The organism is Streptomyces sp. NPDC057010 (assembly GCF_042673805.1).
GTDB lineage: Bacteria > Actinomycetota > Actinomycetes > Streptomycetales > Streptomycetaceae > Streptomyces.
Genome location: NZ_JBHUSC010000043.1, coordinates 50,176 through 61,868 on the forward strand (window position 1 = coordinate 50,176; position 11,693 = coordinate 61,868).

At 71.2% G+C, this 11,693-nt stretch carries 15 protein-coding genes; 9 read left to right on the top strand and 6 right to left on the bottom strand.

Annotated elements, in window-relative coordinates; translation table 11 throughout:
- Positions 1-112: 112 nt before the first annotated feature.
- The gene (locus ACFTXQ_RS27990) at positions 113-313 is read right to left on the bottom strand and encodes a hypothetical protein (RefSeq protein WP_382645573.1); all 201 of its coding nucleotides are present in this window, start codon (positions 311-313) and stop codon (positions 113-115) included.
- A gap of 286 nt (positions 314-599) precedes the next feature.
- Between ACFTXQ_RS27990 and ACFTXQ_RS27995 the strand changes: the two genes are divergently transcribed.
- The 4 genes from ACFTXQ_RS27995 to ACFTXQ_RS28010 all read left to right on the top strand — a co-directional run bounded on the left by ACFTXQ_RS27995 (position 600) and on the right by ACFTXQ_RS28010 (position 3,591).
- Positions 600-2,207 carry an acyl-CoA carboxylase subunit beta gene (locus ACFTXQ_RS27995; protein ID WP_382645576.1) on the top strand — a complete coding sequence of 536 codons (1,608 nt, stop codon included), beginning with the start codon at positions 600-602 and terminating at the stop codon, positions 2,205-2,207.
- Between the two features lie 9 nt (positions 2,208-2,216).
- Positions 2,217-2,492 carry an acyl-CoA carboxylase subunit epsilon gene (locus tag ACFTXQ_RS28000; protein ID WP_382645579.1) on the top strand — a complete coding sequence of 92 codons (276 nt, stop codon included), beginning with the start codon at positions 2,217-2,219 and terminating at the stop codon, positions 2,490-2,492.
- A gap of 111 nt (positions 2,493-2,603) precedes the next feature.
- Complete coding sequence (locus ACFTXQ_RS28005) at positions 2,604-3,080, top strand: phospholipase (RefSeq protein ID WP_382645582.1); 477 nt, start codon at positions 2,604-2,606, stop codon at positions 3,078-3,080.
- Between the two features lie 127 nt (positions 3,081-3,207).
- Positions 3,208-3,591: a hypothetical protein gene (locus ACFTXQ_RS28010; RefSeq protein ID WP_382645585.1), complete on the top strand. Its 384-nt coding sequence runs from the start codon at positions 3,208-3,210 to the stop codon at positions 3,589-3,591.
- Positions 3,592-3,608: 17 nt separating this feature from the next.
- On the opposite strand, the gene ACFTXQ_RS28015 is transcribed toward ACFTXQ_RS28010, so the two are convergent.
- The gene (locus ACFTXQ_RS28015) at positions 3,609-4,436 is read right to left on the bottom strand and encodes an alpha/beta fold hydrolase (protein ID WP_382645588.1); all 828 of its coding nucleotides are present in this window, start codon (positions 4,434-4,436) and stop codon (positions 3,609-3,611) included.
- Between the two features lie 177 nt (positions 4,437-4,613).
- On the opposite strand from ACFTXQ_RS28015, the gene ACFTXQ_RS28020 reads away from it, so the two are divergent.
- Positions 4,614-5,027 carry a MarR family transcriptional regulator gene (locus ACFTXQ_RS28020; protein ID WP_382645610.1) on the top strand — a complete coding sequence of 138 codons (414 nt, stop codon included), beginning with the start codon at positions 4,614-4,616 and terminating at the stop codon, positions 5,025-5,027.
- A gap of 18 nt (positions 5,028-5,045) precedes the next feature.
- Here ACFTXQ_RS28020 and ACFTXQ_RS28025 read toward each other — a convergent pair whose 3' ends face one another.
- Entirely contained in the window at positions 5,046-5,801 is a 756-nt protein-coding gene (locus tag ACFTXQ_RS28025; protein ID WP_382645590.1) for a helix-turn-helix domain-containing protein, read from the bottom strand.
- Between the two features lie 235 nt (positions 5,802-6,036).
- Here ACFTXQ_RS28025 and ACFTXQ_RS28030 point away from each other — a divergent pair, with 235 nt between their 5' ends.
- Genes ACFTXQ_RS28030 through ACFTXQ_RS28040 form a run of 3 tightly spaced genes read left to right on the top strand, consistent with a single transcriptional unit; the run spans position 6,037 to position 8,500 of the window.
- Positions 6,037-6,705, top strand: coding sequence for a DUF4097 family beta strand repeat-containing protein (locus ACFTXQ_RS28030; RefSeq protein ID WP_382645593.1), 669 nt, complete (start codon positions 6,037-6,039; stop codon positions 6,703-6,705).
- Positions 6,706-6,740: 35 nt separating this feature from the next.
- Positions 6,741-7,715 carry an ATP-binding cassette domain-containing protein gene (locus ACFTXQ_RS28035; protein ID WP_382645595.1) on the top strand — a complete coding sequence of 325 codons (975 nt, stop codon included), beginning with the start codon at positions 6,741-6,743 and terminating at the stop codon, positions 7,713-7,715.
- On the top strand, positions 7,712-8,500 hold the full coding sequence (locus ACFTXQ_RS28040; protein WP_382645598.1) for an ABC transporter permease: 789 nt from the start codon (positions 7,712-7,714) through the stop codon (positions 8,498-8,500). Before ACFTXQ_RS28035 ends, ACFTXQ_RS28040 begins: the two co-directional genes overlap by 4 nt.
- A gap of 117 nt (positions 8,501-8,617) precedes the next feature.
- On the opposite strand, the gene ACFTXQ_RS28045 is transcribed toward ACFTXQ_RS28040, so the two are convergent.
- Positions 8,618-9,970: an acyl-CoA synthetase gene (locus ACFTXQ_RS28045; protein WP_382645601.1), complete on the bottom strand. Its 1,353-nt coding sequence runs from the start codon at positions 9,968-9,970 to the stop codon at positions 8,618-8,620.
- 226 nt (positions 9,971-10,196) lie between these two features.
- Between ACFTXQ_RS28045 and ACFTXQ_RS28050 the strand changes: the two genes are divergently transcribed.
- Positions 10,197-10,694 carry a DUF1772 domain-containing protein gene (locus ACFTXQ_RS28050; protein ID WP_382645604.1) on the top strand — a complete coding sequence of 166 codons (498 nt, stop codon included), beginning with the start codon at positions 10,197-10,199 and terminating at the stop codon, positions 10,692-10,694.
- A gap of 64 nt (positions 10,695-10,758) precedes the next feature.
- Here the strand turns inward: ACFTXQ_RS28050 and ACFTXQ_RS28055 are convergent, their stop codons facing one another.
- The gene (locus ACFTXQ_RS28055) at positions 10,759-11,400 is read right to left on the bottom strand and encodes an anthrone oxygenase family protein (RefSeq protein WP_382645607.1); all 642 of its coding nucleotides are present in this window, start codon (positions 11,398-11,400) and stop codon (positions 10,759-10,761) included.
- 176 nt (positions 11,401-11,576) lie between these two features.
- A partial coding sequence (locus tag ACFTXQ_RS28060) for an adenosylhomocysteinase (protein ID WP_382645612.1) occupies positions 11,577-11,693 on the bottom strand: 117 nt, incomplete at its 5' end.

Genomic DNA, 11,693 nt, shown 5'->3' on the forward strand with positions numbered 1-11,693 from the left:
CCAACAGCGCGGCGAGCGTAACATGAACCGGCCGGTAATAACGGAACGCCCTTCATCCGAGCGCACACTCGGCAAAGGGCGTTCCGTTATTACCGGCTGTAACCGCAATTCGTCAGGCCTGAAGCGGCCGCGGCGGCAGGTCCCAGGTGGGGTCCGTCGGCGGTGCGGCGACCACGGAGTCCCACGTCGGGTCCGGGGGCGTACCCACGCCGCCGGCCTGCCCCGCCAGGACCGTGCCGAGCACCGGTGAAGTACCGAGCGCGAGCACCGCGGCAACCGCTACAAACGCCGTCTTGAACAAATTGGCTGTCATTTCCTGCTCCCCCACAACTGCCATTCGACTTCGATATCCGCATTAATCAGCGAGCCGAGTCCGGAGGCTGTTTCCGCCTTCCGTTCCGCTGACAGGATTCTTGCCGTGCGGGTCAGGCGCTCACCAGGGGAATGGATTGTCAGGCTCTTGCCCTGGCAGAAGACTGTCAGCGGTGGAATTCGTTCCGCTTGGTCCGGCGGAGGCCCCGCGCGTAGAAGAAGTAGAGGTCGCGGGCCTATTACTGGCCGATGACGTGCATCCCCCTCCGGACATCGGGAGCAGCCGCATGACCGTCATCGACGCCTCGACCGCCGCTCCACCGGTCCTCGAGCCGCCCCCGAGGCCGGACCTTGCCACGCGGACCGCCGAACTGCACGACCGGCACCGGCGGGCGGCGGACGGCACGGACCCGGCGGCGACCGAGCGGCAACATGCCCGCGGCAAACTCACCGCGCGCGAGCGGCTGGACCTGCTCTTCGACAAGGACTCGTTCTGCGAGGTGGAGCCCCTGCGGGTGCACCGGGCGACGGGTTTCGGCCTGGAGCACAAACGCCCCTACACCGACGGGGTGGTGACCGGCTGGGGCACCGTGGAGGGGCGGACGGTCTTCGCCTACGCCCACGACTTCCGGATCTTCGGCGGGGCGCTCGGGGAGGCCCACGCCGAGAAGATCCACAAGGTGATGGACCTGGCCGAGGCGGCCGGCGCCCCGCTGGTGGCCCTGTGCGACGGGGCGGGTGCACGCATCCAGGAGGGGGTCACCGCGCTGGCCGGATACGGCGGCATCTTCCGCCGCAACGTCCGCATGTCGGGGGTGGTTCCGCAGATCAGCGTGATGCTCGGCCCGTGCGCGGGCGGGGCGGCGTACTCCCCGGCGCTCACCGACTTCGTCTTCATGGTGCGCGGGATCTCCCAGATGTTCATCACCGGACCGGACGTGGTGCGGGCGGTGACGGGCGAGGAGATCAGCCAGGACGGGCTGGGCGGGGCGGACGTGCACGGAGGCACGACGGGCGTGGCAGCTTTCGTCCACGACGACGAGGAGTCCTGCCTCCTGGAGGTACGGCATCTGCTGTCGCTGCTTCCGGCCAACAACCGGGAGCTGGCGCCCCGCGAGTGGACGAACGACCCCGCGAACCGGCGTACGGAGGCCCTCGCCGGCCTCGTACCCGCCGACCCGGCCCGGTCGTACGACATCCGCGACGTCATCGCGGAGATCGTGGACGACGGGGACTGGACGGAGATACACGCCCAGTGGGCGCAGAACGTGGTGTGCGCGCTGGCCAGGCTCGACGGGCACACGGTCGGGATCGTCGCCAACCAGCCCGCGCACCTCGCGGGCGTGCTCGACATCAACGCGTCGGAGAAGGCGGCCCGGTTCGTACGGACCTGCGACGCGTTCAGCATTCCGCTGGTGACGCTGCTGGACGTGCCCGGCTTCCTGCCGGGGGCGGACCAGGAGCACGGCGGGATCATCCGGCACGGCGCGAAGCTGCTGTACGCGTACTGCGACGCGACCGTTCCGCGCGTCCAGCTGATCCTGCGCAAGGCGTACGGCGGCGCGTACATCGTCATGGACTCCCGTTCCATCGGCGCCGACCTGTCGTTCGCGTGGCCGACGAACGAGATCGCGGTGATGGGCGCGGAGGGTGCGGCCAACGTGGTGTTCCGCCGGGAGATCGCGGCGGCGCAGGACCCGGAGGCGGCCCGGCTGCGGCTGATCGAGGAGTACCGCGAGCAGCTGATGCATCCGTACTACGCCGCCGAGCGCGGCCTGGTCGACGACGTGATCGACCCGGCCGAGACCCGGGCGGTGCTGATCCGGTCCCTGGCGATGCTGCGGACCAAGCAGACCTCGCTGCCGTCCCGCAAGCACGGCAACTCCCCCACCTAGGAGGCTCCCTTGAACACACTGACGTCCCCGCCCCCGGCCGGTACGGCGGCGCCCGATGCCGCGGCCGGCCCTGCGGTCAACTCGACCGAGCCGCTGATCTCCGTCCTGCGGGGCACCCCGGACCCGGCGGAGCTCGCGGCGCTGACCGCCGTGCTGCTGTCCCGGCTGCGCGAGTCCGGGGCCGCGCCCGCGGAGCCGGCCCCGGCTCCGGCGCGGGCCCCCTGGAGCCGGCCGGCCTTCCACTCGGCCGCCTCCTGGCACGCACCGGACGGCCTCGGGCGCTGACCGCGAGAGGTCCCGTATAGGTGCGGCGGAGATCCGCGATATCCGCCCCTCCCACTCTGAGGCACGTCGGCGCCGGGAAGATCCCGGCGCCCCTCTCGTTGGAGGACTCTGATGCGCCGTCGTCTCGCCACCGTCATCGCCGCTTCCGCCGCCGCGATCGTCGCCATAGCCACCCCGGCCTCGGCCGCCCCGGCCGACAAGCCGCAGGTGCTGAGCAGTTGGACGCAGACGAGCGCGGCCAGCTACAACGCCTGGCTGTCGGCGCGCGGCAACCAGGGCAACTGGTCGGCGTACGGCTTCGACTGGTCGACCGACTACTGCACGACCTCTCCGGACAACCCGTTCGGCTTCCCGTTCCAGACGGCCTGTGCCCGGCACGACTTCGGCTACCGCAACTACAAGGCGGCCGGCACGTTCAGCGCGAACAAGCCGCGGCTCGACGACGCCTTCTACTCCGACCTCAAGCGCGTCTGCTCCGCCTACTCGGGTGTGAAGAAGACCTCGTGCGACTCGACCGCCTGGACCTACTACCAGGCCGTGAAGGTCTTCGGGAACACCGCCGCCGTGGACAGCGGCGCCTCCGCCTGACCCGCCGGCGGGGGGCACAGGGGTGAAGACGTATCCATCATGACAGGTCAGAGGGTGTTTTCGTAGGACGAACGGCACAGGCGAATGCCCTTGTTTGGGTACCTGTGCGGCTTTCAGAATCACCGTCATGAATCACACGGCGCAGATCAACCACGACGCGGTACTCCGAGCCCGAGTGGCCCTCCTCGGATCGGGGACACTGCCGGCCCGGCAGCGGGTCGCCGCCCACCGCGTCCTCGTCCAGGTGAGCCCGCTCGCGCACCTGCCCCTGCTGACGAAGGCGCTGTACGACTACAGCAAGGAGTTCGCCCACCGGCCCGCGATAGCCCTGGCCCTGCGGGCCGAGTCCGTCGCGGCCGCGCGCCGCATGTACGCGGTGGAGCCCGAGCGGGCCCCACTGCTCGCCGCCGCACTGAACGGCTACCGCGAGCAGCTCCTCGTCATGGACCGCGGGGGAGAACTGGCCGCGGTGCAGGAGGAGATCTCGCTCCTCGGCGGCACTGGCCGCTGAGGCGCCGCCCAGGAGGGTCAGCCCGCGACCTCGGCCGCCAGCACCGCGCGCAGGGTGGCCGCGTAGGCCGCGGGGTGGGTGGTGTTGCCGTTGTGCCCGCCCGGGAACGTGCGTATTCGGGTGTCCAGCAGGTCCGCCAGGGCGACGGCGCACTGGTGGTCGAAGACGGTCGTCGGGGTGGCCGCGCCCAGGGCCGGGAGGATCCGGGTCGTGGTGCGGGTGAGCTCGGCCGGGTCGAGGGTGTCCTGGATGACCGCGGAGAAGTCGTGCGTGATGAAGTAGTCGAAGTTGGCCCGCCGCCGCTCGTCCAGCGGCTGGGGGGTCAGTCCCGGCTCGACGTCCCTCCGGGAGAGGTCGATGCCCAGCACCCGGGCCATCTCCGGGAAGGCGGCGTCGAGTCCGCCCGTGCGGTAGGTGTCCTGGAGCCCGGCGAGCTCCGCCTCGTGGTGGGCGCGGTCGGCCGCGGGCAGCAGCCTCGGGGCGACGGGCTCGTGGGCGACCAGCGTGGCGACCTGCTGCGGGTGCCGGGCGGCCAGGTGGAGTCCTATGACCGCGCCCAGGCTGCAGCCGAGCATCAGGACCGGCTCGTCGGTGACGGCGGCCAGCAGGTGGTGGACGTCCTCGGCGTGCTCGGCGAGCGTCGCGGTCCGTCCGGGCTCGGCCGCCCGGCTGCGCGAGAGGCCGCGCCGGTCGTAGGTGAGGACGGTGTAGTCGCCGGTGAGGTGCGGGACCAGGTCCACGCTGCGGTCCGCGTCGCCCTCGCCGCTCTGCGCGATCAGCAACAGCGGGCCGGTGCCCTGGAGTTCGTAGTGCAGCGTGGCGCCGGGGACGGTGAGACGGGACATGGCGACTCCTTCGTGCGGCTTCGTACGACTGCGCGGACCCTTCGTCCGCTGCTCTGCGATCAGCCTAACCCATCGAAACGGATACATCAAGAAAGATATATCTCCAGAGATGCATCGGCGCTGATGTACCGTGGCCGGGTGGATGGCATCGAACTGTTCCTGCTGGGCCGGGCCCTGATGAAGCTCGGCGAAGAGGCCCTGCCCGAACCCCCGGGCGGCTCCGGCCAGTACGCCGGCAGCACCCGCTCCGTGGTCATCGTGGCGGGGGACATCGCCGCGCACCCGGACACCACCGTGGGCGAGACCGCCCAGCGCACGGGCCTGCCGCAGAGTCAGGTCTCGGGCGCCGTCGCCCGTCTGAAGGAGGCCGGCTCGGTGGAGACGGCACCCGACCCCGCCGACCGCCGCCGCACACTGGTCCGCCAGGCCCCCGCGGCCTCCGCGCGCGTGGCCGCCGTACGGGCCGCCGGCTCCTCCAAGGTCGAGGCGGCCCTCGCCCGAGCCCTGGGCGAATCGGAGGCCCAACACCTCCCCGAGGTGGCCGAAGCCCTGGAACTCCTGTCCCACCACCTGATCCGCCCCACCCGCTGACGGCCCCGCCCCCCTCCGCTATCCGCGACCCGAAGGCGGCTCGGTGGGGCCCGGCGGCGGCGTGGCGGGTTTCGAGTGGAGGAGTTCGCGGGCCTGTTCCGCGGCGCGGGTGATGCTCTCGCTGACGAAGTCGACGAAGCGGGCGATGTTCTCCAGGCGCGTGGCGGCCGGGGTGCCGGGGCCGAGGATGGTGACGCCCTGCCGTGCGGCCTCGCCGAGGTGGGCGGTGCCGCGGGCGCTGGCGATCATGGACTGGTACCAGACGTCGTCGTCGACGATGTAGCGCTCGCGGCGGCGTTCGTCGCGTTCGCGGCGGACGAGGCCCTGGCCCTCCAGGAACGTGACGGCCTTGGAGATGGACGCCGGGCTGACATGGAGGCGCTGGACGAGTTCGGCCGCGCTGAGGCTGCCCTCGTCGGTGGTGTAGAGGCAGGTCAGCACCCGGGCCATCATCTTCGGCGTGCCCGCCTGTATGAGGACGGTGGTGAACATCTCCTCGTACTCGCGCACGATCTCGGGGTCGCGCCCATGCGGCTGCGCGGGTGCCTGTGCCCCCTGGGGAGCGGCCGGCTTGCGCCGGTGCGCGCGGTGTTCGGTGGCCCGGTGGGCCAGCTCGGCGCGGTAGGCGGTCGGGCCGCCGTTGCGCATCACCTCACGCGTGATCGTCGAGGTCGGGCGGTCGAGACGCCTGGCGATCTCCGCATAGGCGAGGCCGTCGGCCAGCCCCAGTGCGATCTGCTGGCGTTCCTGCTGGGTGAGCCTGCCTCCCGGCATTGCGGTCTCCTTCGCTCTGCTTGATGCCTCCAGCATAGCGTTCACTTCCAATTCATTGCAACGCGAAGAAGGCTCTCGTTGCGTTAACCGTGACGACCATTGCAATGATTTCATGGCTTTGACCTGCATAAATACCAGTCACATGCAACGAAGTCGTTGATGGATCCTTGAAGGCAACGTAGCGTTTCTCTCGTCGGAAACACCCCGGCAGCAAGCCGAATCAAGGAGAGCCGTCATGCAGAAGTTCGAGACCCCCGCCCCGATCGCCGCCGTCCTCGACATCCCGGCCGGCCGTATCCGCTTCATCGCCGCCGACCGCGCCGACACCACCGTCGAGGTCCTGCCCGCGGACCCCTCCAAGAGCCGCGACGTCAAGGCCGCCGAGCACATCCAGATCGCCTACACCGACGGGCTCCTGCGGATCGAGGCCGCCCCCGCGAAGAACCGGATCCTGGGCAACTCCGGTGCCGTCGAGGTCACCGTCCAGCTGCCGGCCGGCTCCCGCGTCCAGGCCAAGGCCGCCAGCAGCGAGTTCCGCGGCGTGGGCCGACTCGGCGACGTCACCTTCGAAGGCGCACACGGCACCGTCAAGCTCGACGAGACCGCCGCCGCCACCCTCACCCTCCAGGCCGGTGACATCACCCTCGGCCGCCTCGGCGGACCCGCCCGGATCACCACCCAGAAGGGCGATCTCCACATCACCGAAGCCACGGCCGGGACCGTCGAACTGCGTACCGAACACGGTGAGATCACCATCGGCGCCGCCCGCGGCGTCTCCGCCTCCCTCGACGCCGGCACCGGATACGGCCGCATCCACAACGCACTCCAGAACACCAACGGCACCCCCGACCTCGCCATCCAGGCCACCACCGCCTACGGCAACATCACCGCCCGCACCCTCTGACCCCCAACCCCCAACTCCCCTAAGGAACACCCACCATGACCAACCCGGCCATCGCGGCGAACGGGCTGCGCAAGTCCTACGGCGACAAGGTCGTGCTCGATGGCATCGACCTGGTCGTCCCGGAAGGAACGATCTTCTCCCTCCTCGGCCCGAACGGCGCCGGCAAGACCACCGCCGTCAAGATCCTCTCCACCCTCATCTCCCCCGACCCCGCCTCCGGCGGGATCCGGGTCGGCGGCCACGACCTCGTCGCCGACCCGCAGGCGGTCCGCGCCGCGATCGGCGTCACCGGGCAGTTCTCCGCGGTCGACGGCCTGATCACCGGCGAGGAGAACATGCTCCTCATGGCGGACCTGCACCACCTGTCCAAGCGCGAGGGCCGGCGGGTCACCGCCGAGCTGCTGGAGCGCTTCGACCTCACCGAAGCCGCGAAGAAGCCCGCCTCCACCTACTCCGGCGGCATGAAGCGCCGCCTCGACATCGCCATGACCCTGATCGGCGACCCGCGGATCATCTTCCTCGACGAACCGACCACCGGCCTCGACCCCCGCTCCCGCCACAACATGTGGCAGATCATCCGCGAGCTCGTCTCCGACGGCGTCACCGTCTTCCTCACCACCCAGTACCTGGAAGAGGCCGACCAGCTCGCCGACCGCATCGCCGTGCTCAACGACGGCAGGATCGCCGCCGAGGGCACCGCCGAGGAGCTCAAGCGGCTCATCCCCGGCGGCCACGTCCGGCTCCGCTTCTCCGACCCGTCCGCCTACCGGGCCGCCGCGGCCGCACTCGGCGAGGTCACCCGGGACGACGAGGCGCTGGCCCTGCAGGTCCCCAGCGACGGCAGCCAGCGCGAGCTGCGCTCCCTCCTCGACCGGCTGGACTCCGCCGGCGTCGAGGCCGACGAACTGACCGTGCACACCCCCGACCTCGACGACGTCTTCTTCGCCCTGACCGGCGCCGGCGCCGGCGTCCCCACGCAGCCCACCCAGGCCAAGGAGGCCGTCCGATGAGCTCCCTCTCCCTCGCCCTGCGCGACTCGTCCACGATGCTGCGGCGCAACCTCCTGCACGCGCGGCGCTACCCCTCCCTCACCCTGAACCTGCTGCTCACCCCGGTGATGCTGCTGCTGCTCTTCGTCTACGTCTTCGGCGACGTGATGAGCGCGGGCATCGGCGGCGGCGCGGACCGCTCCGACTACATCGCCTACCTCGTGCCGGGCCTCCTGCTGATGACCATCGGCAGCACCACGATCGGCACCGCGGTGTCCGTCTCCAACGACATGACCGAGGGCATCATCGCCCGCTTCCGCACGATGGCGATCCACCGCGGCTCGGTCCTCATCGGGCACGTCATCGGCAGCGTGCTGCAGTGCGTCATGAGCGTGGTCCTCGTGGGCGCCGTCGCCGTGGCCATCGGCTTCCGGTCCACGGACGCCACGGCCCTGGAGTGGCTGGCGGCGTTCGGACTGCTGGTGCTCTTCGCCCTGGCGCTCACCTGGATCGCCGTCGGGATGGGCCTGATCAGCCCGAACGCCGAGGCCGCCAGCAACAACGCGATGCCGATGATCCTGCTGCCGCTCCTGTCCAGCGCGTTCGTCCCGGTCGACGCGATGCCGGGCTGGTTCCAGCCGATCGCCGAGTACCAGCCGTTCACGCCCGCCATCGAGACCCTGCGCGGGCTGCTGCTCGGCAGCGAGATCGGCCACAACGGGTGGCTCGCGGTCGCCTGGTGCGTGGGGCTCGCGGTGCTCGGCTACTTCTGGTCGGCCTCGAAGTTCAACGGCGACCCGAAGTAGCCGCCGTGACCGCGCGGGCCACCGCCTGCAACCCGCCCCCTGGAAGGCGGCGTACCCCGACCCGGCGTCGGTGTACGCCGCCTCGTCCGTGCGCGGGCCGGGCGGATCCCCCGAGGCTCAGCCGCGCCCCTCGGACCGGCCCTCCGTCAGCAGCAGCTTCTTCTGCGGCTTGCCCATGGCGTTGCGCGGCACGGACGCGACGAAGCGGACCTCGCGCGGCCGCTTGTGCACCGACAGGTGCGCGGCGACGAAGTCGGTGAGCTCCTCGCCCGTGACCCCCTCGGCGACGACGAAGGCGACGATCCGCTGCCCCAGATCCGCGTCCGGGACGCCCACGACGGCGGCCTCGCTCACCTTCGGGTGGTCGAGGAGCGCGTTCTCGATCTCGCCCGCGCCGATCCGGTAGCCGCCCGACTTGATCATGTCGATGGAGGCGCGCCCGACGATCCGGTGGACGCCGTCCGTCTCGTCGACGGCCGCGATGTCGCCCGTACGGAACCAGCCGTCCTCGGTGTACGCGGCCGCCGTGGCCTCCGGCCGGCCCAGGTACCCGGAGAACAACGTCGGCCCGGTGAGCTGGAGTTCCCCGATCTCGGCGCCCGGCTCGGCCGCGATGCGGGTGCGGATGCCGGGCAGCGGGGTGCCGACCGTGCCGGGGCGGACCTCGCCGCCCGCCCGGCCGCTGATGGTGATCAGCGTCTCCGTCATCCCGTACCGCTCCACGGGCCGCAGCCCGGTCAGGCCCTCCAGGTCCCGGAAGACGGGCGCGGGCAGGGCCGCGCTGCCCGACACCAGCAGCCGGGCCCCGGACAGCGCGGCCGCCGCTCCCGGTTCGGCGGCGATACGGGACCACACGGTCGGCACCCCGAAGTACAGGCTGCCGCCGGCCCCGGCGTAGGCCGCGGGCGTCGGCCGCCCGGTGTGCACGAGGCGGCTGCCGGTGCGCAGCGCCCCGAGGACGCCGAGCACCAGCCCGTGCACGTGGAACAGCGGCAGCCCGTGCACCAGCGTGTCCTCGGCGGTCCACTGCCAGGCCCCGGCGAGCGCGTCCAGGTCGGCGGTGATCGCCGCGCCGCTCAGCACCACGCCCTTGGGCGCGCCGGTGGTCCCGGAGGTGTACAGGATCAGCGCGGGGTCCTCGGGCGCCGCGGCGGGCCCGGTCCAGGCGGAGCGCCGCGCGAAGTCGGCTTCGACGAGCCGCGCGCCGGAGTCGCGCAGGATGTGCTCCCGCTCGGCGGGGCCGGCGTCGGGCGGCAGCGGTACGCAGGGCACTGCGGCCAGCAGTCCGCCGACCACGGCGGCGACGGTCTCCAGAGAGGCGGTGGCCGTCACCGCGAAGGCCGGGAGCCCGGCGACGTCGGCGGCGACCGCCCGGGCCGCGCCGAGCAGTTCCTCGTAGGAGGAGGTGCGGCCGGCGATCGCGACGGCGTCCTCCCGGTCTCCGTATGCGCCTTCAAGTGCCGTGAGCACGGTGACTCCCCTCTGTGGTCCGGGGGACAGGCTGCCAAACGGGAGGAGCGGCGGGCGACACCGGCCCGCGCCGCGCCGCTCAAGACGTGCTGGAGGACCGCTCGATTACGGGGCGACGCGGCGCACCCCCGCCCGTATAGTCGCCATGACTTGACGATTCGATGACCCGTTCCCGAAGAATCGATGACCGAGAAGCTCCGAGGACGGACGAGCAGGGGGACACACGATGGAGACCGCACGCCTGGCCTCGCTCATCGCCGCCACGGTCACGATGGGTCTGGTCAGCGGCCTGTTCTACGGCTTCTCCGTCTCCGTGATGCCGGGTCTGAAGCGCACCGACGACCGTACGGTCATCGAGGTCATGCAGAACGTCAACAAGGCCATCCTGAACGGCTGGTTCGTGCTCGGCTACATCGGCGCGTTCCTGTTCACGGCGCTGGCGGTGGCCCTGCACGTTCCGTCCGACGGCCGTGACGTGCTGCCGCCGGTGATCGCGGCCCTGGTCTGCTACATCCTGTCGATGGGCCTCACCAACAAGGTGAACATCCCGCTGAACAACGCCCTGGAGAAGGCCGGCCCGGTCGCCCGCATCAGCGACCCGGCCGCCGTCCGCCGCGCCTTCGAGGGCCCCTGGACCCGCGCCAACGTGTGGCGCACGCTGCTGTGCACTGCCGCGGTCGGCTTCCTGGGCTGGGCCCTGTACCTGAACGGCGGGCTGGGCTGACGACGTACGAGAGTCCCCCGGCCGGGGCGGCCGGGGGACTCCGTCTCGTGGCGCGGGACCGCGGTCAGCGGGTGGCGCGGCCGTAGAGGACCAGGGCGCGGGAGAGGGCGGTCAGGGCCACCGTGCACAGCAGGGTGCGGACGATGTTGGTGGAGACCCAGGTGCCCTTGAACTTCTCGACGATGTCGAAATTGGTCAGCTTGGCCGCGTCGCCCGCGTCGGCCAGCTCGTTGTTGAGCGGGATGTTCACGGAGAAGGTGATCATCAGGACGATGAAGTAGGCGATGGCGGCGGCGCCGACCCAGATGGCGACGCCCCGGCGGCCCTTGCGGAACTCGACGATCGCCGAGGCGACGGAAGCCAGCAGGGCGAGGACGAACGCCATGCCGAAGAGGCCGTTACCGTCGATCGCCGAGTTGAAGTTCTGCATCGCGGTGACGTAGGTCCGCTCGTCGCCCGCGGCCAGACCCGGCATCACCGAGACGTCGAAGGCGAAGAACAGACCGGCCATCAGGCCCACGAGGACCGTGGAGACCAGGAGGAGGACGGTGGCCACCTTGCCGCGCTCGGCCGTCGCCGGCGCGGGCGCCCCGGGCTGGGCGTAGCCGCCGGGCTGGGGCTGTGCGTAGGAGCCGGGCGGGGCCGCGTAGGGACTCGGGCCGCCGGCGGGGTACTGCTGGGGGCTACCGGCCGGATTGGGGTTCATGGGACATCCTCATCTGCGGGTGGTGGGAGTACTGCTCGCCCTCGGCACGGACATCCGATCGTGGCATTCCCCGGGATACCCGGCCATGGGGTTTCCACCGGCTCTCGAGCGAAGTTCGAGAGCCGGTGGCGAAATCCGTTCGGTCGGCGGTTCGGCCGGTGCGGCGGCCGGTCCGGTCAGTAGCGGTAGTGGTCCGGCTTGTACGGGCCCTCGACCTTGACGCCGATGTAGTCGGCCTGCTCGGGACGCAGGGTGGTGAGCTTGACGCCGAGGGCGTCGAGGTGGAGGCGGGC

Coding starts and splice junctions, on each gene's coding strand:
- ACFTXQ_RS27990 (WP_382645573.1), bottom strand. CDS start 313: ATGACAGCCAATTTGTTCAAGACGGCGTTTGTAGCGGTTGCCGCGGTG.
- ACFTXQ_RS28010 (WP_382645585.1), top strand. CDS start 3,208: ATGAATCACACGGCGCAGATCAACCACGACGCGGTACTCCGAGCCCGA.
- ACFTXQ_RS28050 (WP_382645604.1), top strand. CDS start 10,197: ATGGAGACCGCACGCCTGGCCTCGCTCATCGCCGCCACGGTCACGATG.
- ACFTXQ_RS28030 (WP_382645593.1), top strand. CDS start 6,037: ATGCAGAAGTTCGAGACCCCCGCCCCGATCGCCGCCGTCCTCGACATC.
- ACFTXQ_RS27995 (WP_382645576.1), top strand. CDS start 600: ATGACCGTCATCGACGCCTCGACCGCCGCTCCACCGGTCCTCGAGCCG.
- ACFTXQ_RS28005 (WP_382645582.1), top strand. CDS start 2,604: ATGCGCCGTCGTCTCGCCACCGTCATCGCCGCTTCCGCCGCCGCGATC.
- ACFTXQ_RS28015 (WP_382645588.1), bottom strand. CDS start 4,436: ATGTCCCGTCTCACCGTCCCCGGCGCCACGCTGCACTACGAACTCCAG.
- ACFTXQ_RS28035 (WP_382645595.1), top strand. CDS start 6,741: ATGACCAACCCGGCCATCGCGGCGAACGGGCTGCGCAAGTCCTACGGC.
- ACFTXQ_RS28020 (WP_382645610.1), top strand. CDS start 4,614: ATGAAGCTCGGCGAAGAGGCCCTGCCCGAACCCCCGGGCGGCTCCGGC.
- ACFTXQ_RS28040 (WP_382645598.1), top strand. CDS start 7,712: ATGAGCTCCCTCTCCCTCGCCCTGCGCGACTCGTCCACGATGCTGCGG.
- ACFTXQ_RS28025 (WP_382645590.1), bottom strand. CDS start 5,801: ATGCCGGGAGGCAGGCTCACCCAGCAGGAACGCCAGCAGATCGCACTG.
- ACFTXQ_RS28055 (WP_382645607.1), bottom strand. CDS start 11,400: ATGAACCCCAATCCGGCCGGTAGCCCCCAGCAGTACCCCGCCGGCGGC.